We start from the raw sequence: 13,617 nt of genomic DNA on the forward strand, positions 1-13,617 counted from the left end.
CCTTGTCAATGAGTTTTGGTGCAGTTTTATATGAGCCAAGGCACGATGGTCAAGCCAGAAATACGGATCTGAGGCCAGAACCCCACCGCCATACAAAAAAAGGACCCCCCGCCCGGTCTGTTCTGAAAACACCGGCTTGGGGGGCGAATAAATCAGAGGGGAAAAGCCTTCTCGCCGGCCCAGCGGAAAACCCGGCTGGGAACGCCCTCCCCCGGGACAGGGCCGGCAGCCTCAGCCCTAAGTGGACTCAGGACCGGCTCGCTTCAAGCGTTCTCGGAATTCAGGCCAACCTCCACTTGTTCAAGATGGCGCTGGCGGTAATACTGATAATACCCGAATACCTTCTCCACATAAGCCTGGGTGGCCTTGAAGGGCGGGACCCCTCGATGTTCCAGCACGGCGCCCAGGCCGGCGTTATAAGCGGCCAGCGCAAGCGTTACATTGCCTTTGAACCGGTCGAGGAGTTTCTTCAGATACCGAACACCGCCATCGATGTTGTGGGCCGGATTGTAGATGTCCTTTACGCCCAGCGATTCAGCGGTCTCAGGCATCAACTGCATCAAACCCTTGGCGCCTCTCGGGGAGACTGCCTTTGGGTTGTAACCCGATTCGGCCATGATGACGGCCTTGATAAGCACGGGATCGACCTCGTAGCGCTCCGCTGCCGAGCGAATTAGCGGCTTGAGGTGTGCGCCGACCGGTTTGCCCTTCGCATAGGCGAGCTGTTCCGTCTTTGCTTTCACCGCCTCCTTCCGCGCCTCGGCCTCCTTCCGGACCTCGGCATCCTCTTGACCTGCCGCCTCTTCTCTGAAGAATGCCTCGGGTGTGAAGGCCAGACACCAATGGTCGATCTGTTTGGAAAAATGGGGCGTGCTTTGGGGAACAGGCTGAAAGAAGACCGGGATCAAAGCCAGAAGCAGAAAGCATATCCCGATCCCTCGACTAAAATCGTTCAGCCGGAAAGGCCTCAGGATTTCCGTAGCCATAGAAATAACCTCCAAAATTGGGGATAACTAGGAATTTTATTGGCGGGCTTCCAGGATGTCAACCCGTTTTGGCACTCCTCGCCCCTGCGCCTCCAATACGAAGGGAGAGAAATCGAAGGATTTTCGCGCAGACGCGGGTTCCACTGGAGCGATGTTTTTGAAAATGCTATAATTCGCAATTTGTCCATAGTCTGTAAATGAGGGCTTTCTCCGTACGCTCCGCGCGCTTTATCTCGCCGCTTCGCGGCGGATCCCGGTTTGGCGGCTAGCAAGAAAATCAAGCCTCATTAAAAAGGCGACCTGTACAGGCCGCAGCACGGGCATCCGTGCAGGTTGACGCCTAGATTGGGGAAAAAAAACCGGTTCCGAATGAAAACCCGGCTTGCCTCGGCATTTCACCTGAAAAGGAGCCCCTGGATGGAGAAGAAATTAGAATCGGCGCACCGTTTTCTGGCACAAGAGATCGGACGGACGCCGCGCGTTGCGATGATCACGGGAACGGGGCTCAATGCGGTAACGGAAGCCCTGGAGGTGGACGCCCGCATTCCTTATGCGGCGATCCCGCATTTTCCAGTCTCGACCACCGACGGCCACCGTGGAACGCTGGCCGTCGGAACATTCGCCGGCAAACGGCTGATCGCCCTCGAAGGCCGTTTCCATCTCTACGAAGGCTACTCGGCTGCAGAGATTGCCCTCCCGATCCGCGTCATGCGGTTGCTGGGCGTAACGCACCTTTTCATATCGAGCGCCGCGGGCGGCCTCAACCCCCGCTTCAACCCCGGGGATCTCATGCTGATCACCGACCATATCAATTTGACGGGAAAGTCCCCTCTCACGGGGCCCAACCTCGAGACGCTCGGTCCCAGGTTTCCGGATCTGACGAAAGCCTACGCCCCGGATCTCCAGCGGCTCGCTTCGGCGGCCGCCCTCGAGGAAAGGATGGAGCTTCAGAAAGGGGTGTATGCGGCCGTCCACGGGCCGCATCTCGAGACGCCCTCCGAAACCCGCTATTTGAGACTCATTGGAGGCGACGCCGTCGGGATGTCCACAGTAATGGAAACCATCGCAGCGGTGCATTGTGGACTGAAAGTCCTTGCGATCGCTGTCATAGCCAATGTCAACCGCCCTGACCTCATGGAGGAAATCAGCCTCGACGACGTCATCACCCGCGCGAATCAGGCCAGCCCCAGGCTGGCGCGTCTCTGGGGGCGGATCATGAACTTGACGGAGGAGGGTCCTTTCTAATGCCTTTTGATATTTTGATCGAAAACGCGGTCATTCTCACCTGCAATGCGCACAAGAACCTGATTCCCCATGGGTGGCTGGGAATCAGCGGGGACAGCATCGCCTACCTGGATGAATGCGCCCCCGAAGATGCAACCGCTGCCAAGACGATAGACGGCAGTGGCTTTCTGGTGCTTCCGGGCCTCGTGAACGGACATACCCACGCCGCGATGACACTCTTCCGGGGGTTGGCCGACGACCTCCCCTTGATGGAATGGCTCGAAAATTACATCTTTCCCGTCGAGCGCCGGATGGATGCCGAGTTTGTTCACACGGGCGCGCTTCTGGCCTGCGCAGAGATGATCAGATCCGGTACGACCACCTTTTCCGACATGTACCTCTTCGAGGACGCCGTCGCGGAGGCAGCCAAAATGGCGGGGATGCGCTGTCTCGTCGGAGAAGTGCTCTATGATTTTCATTCTCCCAGCTACGGTTCGGTGGAAAACGCCCTTGCCTACACCGAAGAATTCATTGAGCGCTGGCGCGGGGACCCGCTGATCCATGTTGCCGTCGAACCGCACTCCTTGTATACCTGCAGCGCTGATTTGCTGAAAAAGGCGAACGAACTGGCTCTCCGCCATGGGATTCCCCTGATCACCCACGTTGCGGAAACTCAGAGCGAGTGCGCGGAGATCGAACGCCGATTCGGATTGAGCCCCGTTGGCTATCTCGAGTCCCTCGGCCTGTTGGGCGGACATCTCATCGCCGCCCACGCGGTTCACGTCGGTGAGGCGGATCTGGGAGCGATGGCTGGAGCCGGAGTGAGGATCGTTCACAACCCCGAGAGCAACATGAAACTCGCTTCGGGAATCGCACCGGTGCCGCGCATGCTGGAGATGGGCCTGACCGTTGCACTCGGCACCGACGGGTGCGCCTCGAATAATGATCTCGATATGATCCAGGAAATGGATACAGCAGCCAAACTGCACAAGGTCATTCAACAGGATCCGACGGTCATGGATGCCGAGACCGTCCTGCGTATGGCCACGATCCAGGGAGCTGCTGCGCTCGGTCTGGACCGACAGACCGGCTCCCTCGAACCGGGGAAAAAAGCGGACGTGATCCTGATCGACACCCGTCAGCCCCATCTGACGCCCATGTACAACCCCTGTTCGCATCTTGTCTATGCGGCGCGCGGGCAGGATGTCCGCCATGTCATCATCGACGGACGAATGGTCATGGAAGATCGCCGCCTTCTGACGATGGACCTCCCCGATATACTGGCGCGCGCAGACCGAATGGGCCAGCGTGTTGCCGGTTGGGTGAAAGGCTCCCCCAGATGAGGAGTGGAGACCGGCCCCACATCGCGATCGGCAGCCGCCTCAAAGGGGTCGAAGGCGTACGCACCTTGGGTCTCAAGCCCAATTTTCACGATTACACCCACGAAGAGCGGCGGCTCATCCGCGAGGCATCCATCATTTTGTACCCCACGCAGAACTACGCCGAATTCTTTTCAACCATGGACAAACGCATCTTCCCGAGTCTGGAGACGCATCTCTATGCGGACGAGAAGATCAAACAGACCACCCTTTTCAATCTCTTCGACCTTCCGCACCCGAAGACACGTTTTTATTACCATCGCCATCACTCTCTGATCACGCATGATTTCGAGTATCCCTTCATCGGCAAGATCCCGCGCCGGTCCGCCCGTGGAAGAGGGGTCTTTTTCATCGGCGACTCCGCGGCGCTCGCTGCCTACCTCGCTCGGACACCAGTCGCCTACATCCAGGAGTACCTGCCCCACACCCGTGACCTGCGCGTGGTGTTGATCAACTACGAACCTGTGCTCGCCTACTGGCGCGTCAAAGGATCCGGCGATTTCCGCGCGAATCTGGCGCAGGGAGGGACCATCGTCTTTGATGACGTGCCGGAGGAGGCGGTGCGGATCGCACGCGATGCCGCCATCAAATGCCGGTTCGACGATGTCGGCCTTGACCTCATCCACTGCGGAGGAAGGTGGCATGTAATCGAGGCCAATATGAAATACGGCCGTAAGGCCCTTCAACTCAAGGAAATCGATCCGCTGAGGATCATCCGCCGCCTGCTCGATCAGGATCAGCTCGGGCGGCAGGCCGCTTTCTCTTGCATATTTTGAAATCAGGCGTATTGTTTCGGGGAGCGCAATCCGTCAGAAAAACAGGATAGGCCTGTAACCTTTTTCCAAGATCCGGCTCTAGTAAAGTTAAAGAAGGCAATCAGGAGGATTTGAAGATGCCCATTTATGAATTCAAGTGTAAAGCGTGCAACACCGTTTTTGAGCGGCTCTGTCTGAAAGGCGACGACACTCAAAAGACGACTTGTCCCAAATGCGGCCACCCGGACTCCGAGCGCCTGATGTCGTCTTTTTCCAGCTTTTCGACCGGCAATGGCTTCGCATCGGGTGATACTGGCTCCATTCAGGGCGGATGCAGCTCCCATGGTTTTTCTTGAGCGTCCTGATCGCCGATCGCCGTGTGCGATCCAGGCCTGACTCTTTTTCCAAGGAGAACGCTCCATGCGACAACCTTCCCGGTCACGGCTGAAACCGACCCCGGGCGAAGGGCATTTCCGGGCCATTCCCGCTATGGCGGGATGCCGTTGCGGCCTTTTTCAGAAAGCGCTTGCTGAAACGATGATGTCCTGAGGAAGCTGCCCTTGAACGAACCGTCTCAAAAAGGGGGAAAAACGATGAGTCTTTGGCTGCTGCTGGCTGTCGTCGCGGTCTGGGTCTTGCTTCAGGCCGTGATTTTACCCAAATTCGGCATATCGACCTGAATGCGGAACGCCTGTCAGGTGGACAGGCCGGATGCAAAAACCTCTCACCGCGCGGAACTCCCGGCCGGCGACCTGACCCGGCCCGAGAATCCCCCGAGGCAGTAAGTTACACGAAAACCTTACTCACCACTAAAAAAGGCGCCCCCGAGGGGTGCCTTTTTTAGTTCATAGGAAAACCCGGAAAGGTCACACCTTTCCGAAATCAAATGAGCGCTCGGACGTATTTCCTCTGACCTTTGAGCCCTTGCACAAAATCCTCAACCAACCGCTCCTGGTCCTCGCTTGAAAACGCCTTTATGATGCGCTCTTGAACCAGTTCGACCGCCATTTCCGCAAGCTCCGCATTCAACTGCTTCTTGCCAGCGGCAACGATGGCCTTCGACTCGAACTCGGCCTTATCCAGCATCCTTTTGGCCTGCTCCTTCGCCTGCTGGATCACCTCTTCCTTCTCGCGCTGCCCGATTTCGACCAACCGCTGCCGGATCTCTTCGATCCGGGAATCGATGTCGGCAAGTTTGGCGGCCTCCGCCTCCACGGCAGCACGTTTTTCGCTGAGCTTCCCTTCGAGTTCCTGCAGGTTCACCTCGATCTTGTCCTTCTGACCGCGCAGGAAATCCATCAGGGGCTTTTTGGCGAATTTGATGAACAGAAAGACCAGGATGCCGAAATTGACCCACAGCATGACATTGTCCCAGAGCTTCCGGCCGCTGCTGATCTCGGCGGCCTCCGCCAGGGAAACGGTCAACAAGACACCTGCGCCGAGGCAGATGAAAAAGATCGATCTCCTGCTGAACACGTTCAAGCTTCTATCCTCCTGCCGAGCACCTTCGGGATGATCTCATCGACGAGCGCAACGGCGTGATCCCTGAGCGACGGCCTGGCCTCAGCCAACTCCCGCTCCACCTCCCCGGTGACCTTCGCCCGGATGGACGACACCGTTGCCTGCGCCTGGTCATACTCGACCATAGCCTCGCTGATGGCCTCTTCCCTCAGTTTGTTTCGCTCTTTGCTGGCGGCGCGGATGGCTTTTTCCTCTTCCCGCATGTACCGCTCCGCCATTTCAACGGCCTTCTGCTCGGCTTCCAATATATCGTTTTGGGCCTTCTCCATGTGCTCCTGCCTCGCCTTAATCAGTTTCCAGATCGGCAGGATCATCAGGTGCTTCAGGATGTACATCAGCACCAGGAAATGAACCACTTGGGCGATCAGGGTCGCATTGATACTAATCATCGCACGTCTCCTCCGTAGGAGATCCTACACCACAAAGAGGAGCAGCAACGCCACAACCAGGGAGTAAATACCCGTCGATTCGGAAACCGCCTGACCGACCAGCATCGTCCTGGTCAACAAACCAGCCTCTTCAGGCTTCCGTCCGATCGCTTCGCACGCCTTGCCGGCGGCGAAACCCTCACCGACACCGGGGCCGATCGCGCCCAGTCCCATAGCTATACCAGCACCCAGAAACGCTGCCGCCTTGATGAGATCCGCACCTTCAATTGCCATTTCGTACATCCTCCAAAGAATATTAAGTAAGTGTATCTAAAACCCTTAAACGACGAATATCAGAACCAGACTGACAACCATCGCATAGATGGCCGTGGATTGCGAAACCGCCTGACCGACCAGCATCGTTCTGGTCAGATCGCCGGCCGACTCGATGTTCCTTGCGACCCAGGCCACGGCACCCTCCGCCGTCATCCCGTTGCCGATTCCAGGACCGATTCCGCCAAAACCCATGGAGATGCCCGCCCCCAAAAGCGCCATCGCCGGTGCCAGAGCGGCCGTCTCGGGCAGGGCCCGGAACATGAGAATGAAGCTGACCAGCAATCCGAAGATTGCGGGCGTTTGCGAAACCGCCTGCCCCACCAGCATGGTCGTGGTTACCTGGCCCAGGGTCTCCGGATTGCGCGCGATGCCCTGGCAGCTCGCACCGGCGGCCATTCCGCCGCCGATCCCCGACCCGATGGACGCCAGCCCGGTGCTGAGCCCCGCGCCAAGGTATGCGGCCCACATCGGCATGACGGGAAGGCTTCCCGGGTTCATGAACATCAACATCAGCGCGACCACCATCGAGAAGATCGCCGGTGTCTGGGATACCGCTGAGCCGATGAGCATATTGGTGGTCAGCCGGCTCGTGAAGGCGGGCTGGCGCGCCATGCCCTTGCAGGCCTCTCCTGCGGGGAAGCCCGCGCCGATCCCCGACCCGATGGCCCCGAACCCCATGCAGACGCCTGCACCGAGGAGCGCCGCCGCGCGCAGGAGGTTGTCGCCGCCGGAGGCTGTGAAAAGCAGCAGGATCGCAATGACCAGGGCGAAAATAGCCGCTGATTCGGCGATCGCCTGGCCGACCAGCATGTTCTTCAAGATGTCGCCCGACTTGTTGGGTCGATAGGAAAGTCCTTCGTTCGCAAGGCCGGCCGTGTACCCTTCACCGAGTGCGGCCCCGATGGCGCCGAGGCCGATGCACATTCCGGCGCCGACAAAGGATGCCAGCCTGATGAGCGTCGCTGTGTCCATGTCCATAAACATAGCTATTTTACCTGTACCGAGATGTAAACAAGGGTTAGCATGGTGAACACAAAGGCCTGAATGGTCCCCACGAAGAGGCTGAAGAAGCAGATCAGCAGCGGGGGCAGCAGAATGCTGTAGATGAGGTGGGAAACGACGAGGATGATGATCGCTCCTCCGAGGATATTCCCGTAAAGACGAAAGGAGATGGAGACGACCTTCGCGATTTCCCCGATGATGTTGAGCGGGGCCATAAAGAACATCGGCTCGCAGTATTCTTTCGCGTACTTTTTGAACCCTTTGGCCTTGATTCCAGAGTAATGGGCGATGACGAAGCCCAAAATCCCGAGGCTGAGAGGAGTGTTCAGATCCTTGGTAGGCTCGGAGAGCTTGGGAAAGACACCCAGCCAATTGCAGAGGATCAAAAACATAAAAAGGCTGCAGATCAGCGGGAAGTATTTCTTCGCCATTTTTTCGTCGAGGGCATCGCGGGTCAAGTCATGGAAACCGCCGACGAAAAGCTCCGCCACGACCTGAAAGGGATTGGGCAGGATGCCCTTTTTGCGCGTCGCGAGAAAACCGAAGAGGATCAAAATCGCCATGACGATCCAGGTCATGATCAGCGTGTCCCGGTTGAACACGAGGTTCATGCCGAACAGCTGGAGGGTCCACTGCGGGATACTGGTCAGGTCTTCCATAATGTCTCAATTCCTCAGAACTCTTCAGTCAATAAGATGATTCTACTGCGATGTCCCTCCGCCGGTAAGAGGACGAATGACCAAATGATCGGCGATCATGACAATCTGAACCGCGAACAAACCCACCGCCACCGCCGGAAAGTTGAATGAGGGGGACTTGGCCGCCAGGATCAAGGGCACAGCAAGAACGATATATCTCGTTGCGATCGAGGCCAAGCCGGTCATTCTGGCGCGGGCCTGGCTTCGGCCGAGAAGAAGCGGCCCCCAGATGCCCATCAGCAGAAAATTGACGACGCTGAAGGCGGCACCGAGGATCAGGCCCTTTCCCAGAGGGCGCTCCCCAAGCAGGATAAAAACCACCGCCCCCGCTATGAAAACCAGCAGGGCCTTTGCGGCGATTTTTGCTTGAAAACGGCTGACCTCGGCGAACGACGTATCACGCATCTTTGTTCTGCTTGTCTGTATCGCGGGTCACTTCCATGATCTGCCGATAGGCGGTGTATCCACCACCCGCGATACCCAGAAGGATGAATATGGTGATGAACAGGCCCTTCGTGTGCAGCCACTTGTCGAGGTAGTATCCTATAGCGAAGCAGAACAGGATAGAACCAGCGATGGTCAATCCGACCTGGCTGACAAGAGCGACGTCATCAACCCATTTGCCGTGCTTCTTTATATTGAAGATAGGCCTCTCTCCGAGCTTCGGCGCGGCACGCAGCCAAAGCACTCCGATGCACGCGCGGATTGGGGCACATCTATAGAATGAAAGACACCGTCTGTCAAGGGCAAAAATGAGAAGAAATACTCTGTCCACGCGATGCCAGGGGCCCGCGGCGGGTAGGACAAGGGCCTGCTCGGTCTCCCCGTTGTTTCAGAGTGTTCCGGGTCCTCCGCCGCGCCGCTCCCTGCACTTCGAAGCAGGAAGAAATTCAGTCCCACCGCTTCGCGGCGGGTCCCGGTTTGGCCAATAGCTAGATCCATCCGGAAAAGAGCATCCGGCGCGGTAAAGTTTCCAATCCGGAAATGAGGATTTTTGGCCAATGTCTAGGAAATCAAGCGTTTGCGCGGAGGCGGCCTGGTGGTCGCCGCACAATCAAAGGTGCAGTTGGACGCCGAGATGGGCCAAAAAGCCCCTTTCCGGATGGAATCTTGTTGACCGGTCGTTTTATTGTGTAATATGGGTAGTATCATAGTCTGTAATATTCCGATAAACAATGAGACTTGGTTGAAGATGAAGGCACGGGAATCGGTGGATTATTTGCTCCTTGGCTCTTTGGCGGCTGGACCGAAGCACGGCTATGAGATTCTGCAGTTCCTCGAACAGCATTTCGGCCCGGCCTGGTATGTCGGCAACAGCCAACTTTATACCGTTCTGAAGAGACTCGAGAGGAAACGGCTCGTTTCTTCGGAGGTGAGGTCTCAGGAGAACCGCCCGGCAAAACGGGTGTTTTCCCTCACGGCCGCGGGCCGATCCGCCTTCCAGACGTGGCTCGGGAAACCTGTGAAACACATCAGGGATATGCGCGTCGAGTTCATCGCCAAGCTTTTCTTCGCGGGGCATATGGAAACGCCGGTGCTGCGCCGCCTGATCCTGGCCCAGCAGGATATCCTGAATAAGAGCTCCGAGCGGATCCTCTCCCGTCTCCAAAAGGAACAGGACGGTTTCTCGCGGCTTATTCTTTCGTCCAAGCTCGCTATGGCCCGATCCTGGACGGCATGGCTCCACGAGAGCGTGGAGCCTTACATCGAAACATTTGGAGGAACCGCGCATGGATGATATTTTTCAGGAATTGAAACGCCGCTTACTGCAAATAGATGCGGTCCACGGACTTTTGTCCGAATCCTTCAGGGTGACCGCCAGGCCTTTGTCCGTGGAAGAGGCCGTGGGCCATCCGGAGGAGCAGGATTTTCCTCTCCAAAAAGGAAAAGAATCCCTGATGCAGGCGGAATTCAAAGGCGCTCTCGGGCAGGCTTTCACCGATCAATACGGCGATTTTCAGGCAAGGCTCGAAGAGATCCTCGAGATGCCGCTCAACAACAATTTCAGGCGTGCGGTTTTCACCGCCTCGTTGAACGCCTTGATGCGCCATCTTTCCGCGGCCGAAAAAACCATCCATTGCCGGGATCAGGAGCCAAGGCGCTGCGCGGACGAACTCCTGCGCTTCTTCGAAACCGCCTACCCCGGCGCAAAGATTCTGCAGGTCGGTTTTCAGCCGAGGATGATCGAATCCCTCGGCAAACGCTTCCCCATGCGGGTCCTGGATCTCGACCCCGACAATATCGGGACTGTCCGTTTCGGTGTGCCGATCGAGGGCCCCGAAGCCCAGGCGGAAGCCAGGCAGTGGGCTGAGGTTCTGCTCGTAACCGGCACCACCCTCGTCAATGATACCATCGGCGGGTTTCTCGCTGAAAAGCCGGTCGTTTTTTACGGTACGACGATTGCCGGGGGGGCCGCGCTCATGGGATGGAGGCGCTTCTGCGCCGAGGGCCATTAGCCTCTTGCCAAATAGGCTTTTCCCCTGTAGACTTCAAGGTCTACTCTTTATTGCGTTTTCCTGGACACTCCCCCAAGAAAAATCAAGGAGGTTCGACTCATGCTGCACATCGAGGATCTGCAGGTGGAGCTTGCCGGAAAGTTGATTCTCAAACACATCGACCTGGATATACAACCCGGTGAAACCCACATCCTTTTCGGCCCGAATGGTTCCGGTAAGACGTCGCTGCTCATGACGATCATGGGTTATCCTCAGTATCGGGTGGTGCACGGAAAGATCTTCTTCAAGGGCGAAGACATCACCCATTTGCCGATCAACGAAAGGGCCGCGCTCGGCATCGGGATGTCCTACCAGCGCCCGCCCACCATCCATGGTCTCAAGACCCGCCAGATGGTGGAGATCTGCGCCCGGAGCCGGGCAGGCTTGACTGTGGAGGGGCTTGCGGCCCATCTCGCCTTCACCGATTTTCTCGAGCGCGATGTCAACGCGGGCTTTTCCGGCGGCGAGATCAAGCGTTCCGAACTCCTCCAGCTTCTGGCGCAGGACCCGGACCTGATGCTGTTCGACGAACCTGAATCGGGCGTCGACCTGGAAAACATCGCCCTGGTTGGAAAAACCATCGCGACGTTGCTCCAAAAGGACGAAGAGTCCCTCGCCAATGCGCACAAATCCAAGATGCAGCGGAAGATGGAACGGACGAAGATGGGGCTGATCATCACCCACACCGGCTATATCCTCGATTATGTGAGCGCCGACAAGGGGCAGGTCCTTTTCGACGGGATGCTCAGCTGCGTCAGCAACCCCCGTGAAATTCTCAATTGCGTCGGCAAAACAGGCTACGAGGAGTGTGTCAGATGCATCATGCAGCAGAAGAACTGAAGGAGAAGGCCTCCAAGGCCAAGGAAAAACGGGCCCTTCTGGGGCCGGATATCGATCTCGCCCAATTTGTGACGGCGGCGGAACCCGGTGGGAGGCTTGGGCCGGACGGGCTCTTATCGCTCCCCGAAAACGAACGGCGCACGCTTGTCATGGCGGGCCTCGACCCGGAAGAAGGCAGCCGGGGAGGAACCTTCTTTCAAAAGGACGCATCCGTTCTTCACTGCCGCAGCAAGCAACCCGGGATCGAGGTCATGCCTATTACGGAGGCCCTCGAAAAACACGCCTGGATCGAAGAGTATTACTGGAAACTCGTCTCCGTCGATGCCGACAAGTACACCGCGGCGGCCGAAATCGGCCTTCACAACGGGTACGTCATCCGTGCGCTGCCGGGCGTCAAGTCCATCTATCCAATCCAGGCCTGCTTGTACATCGGCAAGGAAGGCCTGCAGCAGAACGTGCACAACATCATCATCGCGGAAGAGGATTCCGAGCTTCACATCATCACCGGTTGTGCGACCTCTCCGCACCTCAAGCGCGGGGCGCACGTCGGGATATCCGAGTTTTTCATCAAAAAGAACGCGAAGCTCAGCTTCACCATGATCCACAACTGGGCTGAGGATATGGTGGTGCGCCCACGCTCGGCGGCCCGGGTGGAGGCCGGCGGCCTTTTCCTGAACAACTACATCTGTATGAAGCCCGTAAAATCGCTGCAGATGTATCCGGTCACCCATCTGGAGGGTGAAGACGCGGTAGCGAGGTTTTACAGCATCATCGTTGGAAGCCCCGGCTCGGAATATGACCTCGGCGGCCGTGTGTTCCTCAAACACCCGGGAAACCGGGCCGAGATCATCGCCCGCACGATCAGCAACGGCGCAAAGATCATCGCGCGGGGTCATCTGATCGGGGAGGTCCCCGATATCAAGGCCCATCTGGAATGCCGGGGGCTCATTCTCAAAGGCGGCGTCATTCACGCGGTGCCCGAACTGGAAGGTCATGCGGACGGCGTCGAGATGTCCCATGAGGCGGCGGTCGGGAAGATCGCCCAGGAAGAGATCAGCTATCTCATGTCGCGCGGACTGAGTGAAGACGAAGCGACCTCGACGATCGTCAGGGGATTTTTGAGCGTCGACATTCCGGGGCTGCCGGCGGAGCTAAAGGCCGAAATCGACCGCGCCATCGAGGAAAGCGACAAAGACATGATGTAGGAAAGGAAGCGGTCCGCGTCCGGCTAAAGGATTCCGATCAGCCGGAAGAAACCGTCGCCCGCGAAAAGATGCGCCAGATGGAACATCGGCTTAAGCAGGATGAAGCTGATGATCCCCGTGTGGGCGAAGTTGTCGAGGAGGATGATCCCGATCAGCAGCAGCGGACCGTACCGCCGCAGGCTTTGATAACCTATGGCTGCGCGGCGCGGCAGCAGGTTCTCGAGAATGTGCGATCCGTCGAGCGGCGGTATGGGGATCAGGTTGAAAAGACCTAGCCCGATATTCATCAGAAGCAGGTAGAGCAGCACCTGCCGGTAGAGGTCCCAGGGCATGAGCGTATAGCGCACCAGCAGGCCCGCTGCGAGCGCCGCACACAGATTGGCCAGCGGGCCCGCAACAGACACATAGATGGTTGCACGCCGGTAGTCTTTGAAGTAGCGTGGATCGATGGGCACGGGCCGGGCCCACCCAAAATTGAAGAGAAAGAGGCAGATCGCCCCGAAAGGGTCGATATGGCGTATAGGGTTCATGGTAAGACGGCCCGCACGCAGGGCCGTCGGATCCCCCATGGCGAGCGCTACGCGCCCGTGCGCGTACTCGTGGATGGTCAAGGCGAAAAGCAGAACGGGGATCTTGATGATCAGGGTCGTGATGTCGAAAGACATGAAGCGGCCTCAAACGAAAAAATGAATAAACGGCCCTTTGCCGCCGCCGGGCCTTGTGGCGGGTTTTCACCGGGTCCCCAGCGCCCGCAGGATGACTGAGCGCTTCAGGGATCCGCGACTGAACTGCAAAATCTAGCACCTTT

Annotated in this window: 17 protein-coding genes; 7 read left to right on the forward strand and 10 right to left on the reverse strand. The window is 57.7% G+C overall.

The annotated features are described in order from the left end of the window. Positions 1–263: 263 nt before the first annotated feature. Entirely contained in the window at positions 264–986 is a 723-nt protein-coding gene (locus H567_RS27040; protein ID WP_051184594.1) for a lytic transglycosylase domain-containing protein, read from the reverse strand. 417 nt (positions 987–1,403) lie between these two features. On the opposite strand from H567_RS27040, the gene H567_RS0107510 reads away from it, so the two are divergent. From H567_RS0107510 to H567_RS0107520, 3 genes are read left to right on the forward strand one after another with little or no spacing between them, the layout of a single operon-like run. After that, positions 1,404–2,231 carry a purine-nucleoside phosphorylase gene (locus H567_RS0107510; RefSeq protein ID WP_028320927.1) on the forward strand — a complete coding sequence of 276 codons (828 nt, stop codon included), beginning with the start codon at positions 1,404–1,406 and terminating at the stop codon, positions 2,229–2,231. After that, entirely contained in the window at positions 2,231–3,553 is a 1,323-nt protein-coding gene (locus tag H567_RS0107515) for an amidohydrolase family protein (RefSeq protein WP_028320928.1), read from the forward strand. The genes H567_RS0107510 and H567_RS0107515 overlap by 1 nt, the downstream gene beginning before the upstream one ends. After that, positions 3,550–4,365 (forward strand): ATP-grasp domain-containing protein, encoded by an 816-nt coding sequence (locus tag H567_RS0107520; protein ID WP_028320929.1) that lies wholly within the window; start codon positions 3,550–3,552, stop codon positions 4,363–4,365. The genes H567_RS0107515 and H567_RS0107520 overlap by 4 nt, the downstream gene beginning before the upstream one ends. A 2-nt stretch (positions 4,366–4,367) precedes the next feature. Here H567_RS0107520 and H567_RS30300 read toward each other — a convergent pair whose 3' ends face one another. The 8 genes from H567_RS30300 to H567_RS23660 form a co-directional block, all read right to left on the reverse strand. After that, on the reverse strand, positions 4,368–4,766 hold the full coding sequence (locus tag H567_RS30300; RefSeq protein ID WP_244155437.1) for a hypothetical protein: 399 nt from the start codon (positions 4,764–4,766) through the stop codon (positions 4,368–4,370). A 460-nt stretch (positions 4,767–5,226) separates the two neighbouring features. Beyond that, entirely contained in the window at positions 5,227–5,820 is a 594-nt protein-coding gene (locus H567_RS0107530) for a F0F1 ATP synthase subunit B (protein WP_244155442.1), read from the reverse strand. Between the two features lie 2 nt (positions 5,821–5,822). After that, on the reverse strand, positions 5,823–6,254 hold the full coding sequence (locus tag H567_RS0107535) for a F0F1 ATP synthase subunit B (protein ID WP_028320931.1): 432 nt from the start codon (positions 6,252–6,254) through the stop codon (positions 5,823–5,825). Between the two features lie 24 nt (positions 6,255–6,278). Beyond that, on the reverse strand, positions 6,279–6,527 hold the full coding sequence (gene atpE, locus H567_RS0107540) for an ATP synthase F0 subunit C (protein WP_035253639.1): 249 nt from the start codon (positions 6,525–6,527) through the stop codon (positions 6,279–6,281). A gap of 45 nt (positions 6,528–6,572) precedes the next feature. Continuing rightward, positions 6,573–7,547, reverse strand: a complete 975-nt coding sequence (gene atpE, locus H567_RS23655) for an ATP synthase F0 subunit C (protein ID WP_208598341.1) — start codon at positions 7,545–7,547, stop codon at positions 6,573–6,575. Positions 7,548–7,555: 8 nt separating this feature from the next. Further along, the gene (atpB, locus tag H567_RS0107550; protein ID WP_028320934.1) at positions 7,556–8,230 is read right to left on the reverse strand and encodes a F0F1 ATP synthase subunit A; all 675 of its coding nucleotides are present in this window, start codon (positions 8,228–8,230) and stop codon (positions 7,556–7,558) included. 42 nt (positions 8,231–8,272) lie between these two features. Then, positions 8,273–8,674 (reverse strand): ATP synthase subunit I, encoded by a 402-nt coding sequence (locus H567_RS0107555; protein WP_028320935.1) that lies wholly within the window; start codon positions 8,672–8,674, stop codon positions 8,273–8,275. After that, positions 8,667–8,957 carry an AtpZ/AtpI family protein gene (locus H567_RS23660; protein WP_244155438.1) on the reverse strand — a complete coding sequence of 97 codons (291 nt, stop codon included), beginning with the start codon at positions 8,955–8,957 and terminating at the stop codon, positions 8,667–8,669. Before H567_RS23660 ends, H567_RS0107555 begins: the two co-directional genes overlap by 8 nt. A 504-nt stretch (positions 8,958–9,461) precedes the next feature. Between H567_RS23660 and H567_RS23665 the strand changes: the two genes are divergently transcribed. The 4 genes from H567_RS23665 to H567_RS0107580 all read left to right on the forward strand — a co-directional run bounded on the left by H567_RS23665 (position 9,462) and on the right by H567_RS0107580 (position 12,809). Then, positions 9,462–10,007: a PadR family transcriptional regulator gene (locus tag H567_RS23665; protein ID WP_161626578.1), complete on the forward strand. Its 546-nt coding sequence runs from the start codon at positions 9,462–9,464 to the stop codon at positions 10,005–10,007. Then, complete coding sequence (locus H567_RS0107570) at positions 10,000–10,725, forward strand: Rossmann-like domain-containing protein (protein ID WP_028320936.1); 726 nt, start codon at positions 10,000–10,002, stop codon at positions 10,723–10,725. Before H567_RS23665 ends, H567_RS0107570 begins: the two co-directional genes overlap by 8 nt. A 99-nt stretch (positions 10,726–10,824) precedes the next feature. Further along, the gene (locus tag H567_RS0107575; RefSeq protein WP_028320937.1) at positions 10,825–11,604 is read left to right on the forward strand and encodes an ABC transporter ATP-binding protein; all 780 of its coding nucleotides are present in this window, start codon (positions 10,825–10,827) and stop codon (positions 11,602–11,604) included. Next, positions 11,580–12,809 (forward strand): SufB/SufD family protein, encoded by a 1,230-nt coding sequence (locus tag H567_RS0107580; RefSeq protein WP_028320938.1) that lies wholly within the window; start codon positions 11,580–11,582, stop codon positions 12,807–12,809. The genes H567_RS0107575 and H567_RS0107580 overlap by 25 nt, the downstream gene beginning before the upstream one ends. Before the next feature lie 23 nt (positions 12,810–12,832). Here the strand turns inward: H567_RS0107580 and H567_RS23670 are convergent, their stop codons facing one another. Further along, positions 12,833–13,474 (reverse strand): site-2 protease family protein, encoded by a 642-nt coding sequence (locus tag H567_RS23670; RefSeq protein ID WP_084517014.1) that lies wholly within the window; start codon positions 13,472–13,474, stop codon positions 12,833–12,835. Between the last annotated feature and the right edge of the window lie 143 nt (positions 13,475–13,617).

Source organism: Desulfatiglans anilini DSM 4660, from assembly GCF_000422285.1.
GTDB classification, from domain to species: domain Bacteria; phylum Desulfobacterota; class DSM-4660; order Desulfatiglandales; family Desulfatiglandaceae; genus Desulfatiglans; species Desulfatiglans anilini.

What these genes read in the sequence shown, in the direction of transcription:
- H567_RS0107570 (WP_028320936.1), top strand. Translation starts at nt 10,000, where the DNA reads ATGGATGATATTTTTCAGGAATTGAAACGCCGCTTACTGCAAATAGAT.
- atpB (WP_028320934.1), bottom strand. Translation starts at nt 8,230, where the DNA reads ATGGAAGACCTGACCAGTATCCCGCAGTGGACCCTCCAGCTGTTCGGC.
- H567_RS0107580 (WP_028320938.1), top strand. Translation starts at nt 11,580, where the DNA reads ATGCATCATGCAGCAGAAGAACTGAAGGAGAAGGCCTCCAAGGCCAAG.
- H567_RS0107535 (WP_028320931.1), bottom strand. Translation starts at nt 6,254, where the DNA reads ATGATTAGTATCAATGCGACCCTGATCGCCCAAGTGGTTCATTTCCTG.
- H567_RS0107510 (WP_028320927.1), top strand. Translation starts at nt 1,404, where the DNA reads ATGGAGAAGAAATTAGAATCGGCGCACCGTTTTCTGGCACAAGAGATC.
- H567_RS27040 (WP_051184594.1), bottom strand. Translation starts at nt 986, where the DNA reads ATGGCTACGGAAATCCTGAGGCCTTTCCGGCTGAACGATTTTAGTCGA.
- H567_RS23670 (WP_084517014.1), bottom strand. Translation starts at nt 13,474, where the DNA reads ATGTCTTTCGACATCACGACCCTGATCATCAAGATCCCCGTTCTGCTT.
- H567_RS0107575 (WP_028320937.1), top strand. Translation starts at nt 10,825, where the DNA reads ATGCTGCACATCGAGGATCTGCAGGTGGAGCTTGCCGGAAAGTTGATT.
- H567_RS23665 (WP_161626578.1), top strand. Translation starts at nt 9,462, where the DNA reads ATGAAGGCACGGGAATCGGTGGATTATTTGCTCCTTGGCTCTTTGGCG.
- atpE (WP_035253639.1), bottom strand. Translation starts at nt 6,527, where the DNA reads ATGGCAATTGAAGGTGCGGATCTCATCAAGGCGGCAGCGTTTCTGGGT.
- atpE (WP_208598341.1), bottom strand. Translation starts at nt 7,547, where the DNA reads ATGGACATGGACACAGCGACGCTCATCAGGCTGGCATCCTTTGTCGGC.
- H567_RS0107520 (WP_028320929.1), top strand. Translation starts at nt 3,550, where the DNA reads ATGAGGAGTGGAGACCGGCCCCACATCGCGATCGGCAGCCGCCTCAAA.
- H567_RS30300 (WP_244155437.1), bottom strand. Translation starts at nt 4,766, where the DNA reads ATGGAGCGTTCTCCTTGGAAAAAGAGTCAGGCCTGGATCGCACACGGC.
- H567_RS0107515 (WP_028320928.1), top strand. Translation starts at nt 2,231, where the DNA reads ATGCCTTTTGATATTTTGATCGAAAACGCGGTCATTCTCACCTGCAAT.
- H567_RS0107555 (WP_028320935.1), bottom strand. Translation starts at nt 8,674, where the DNA reads ATGCGTGATACGTCGTTCGCCGAGGTCAGCCGTTTTCAAGCAAAAATC.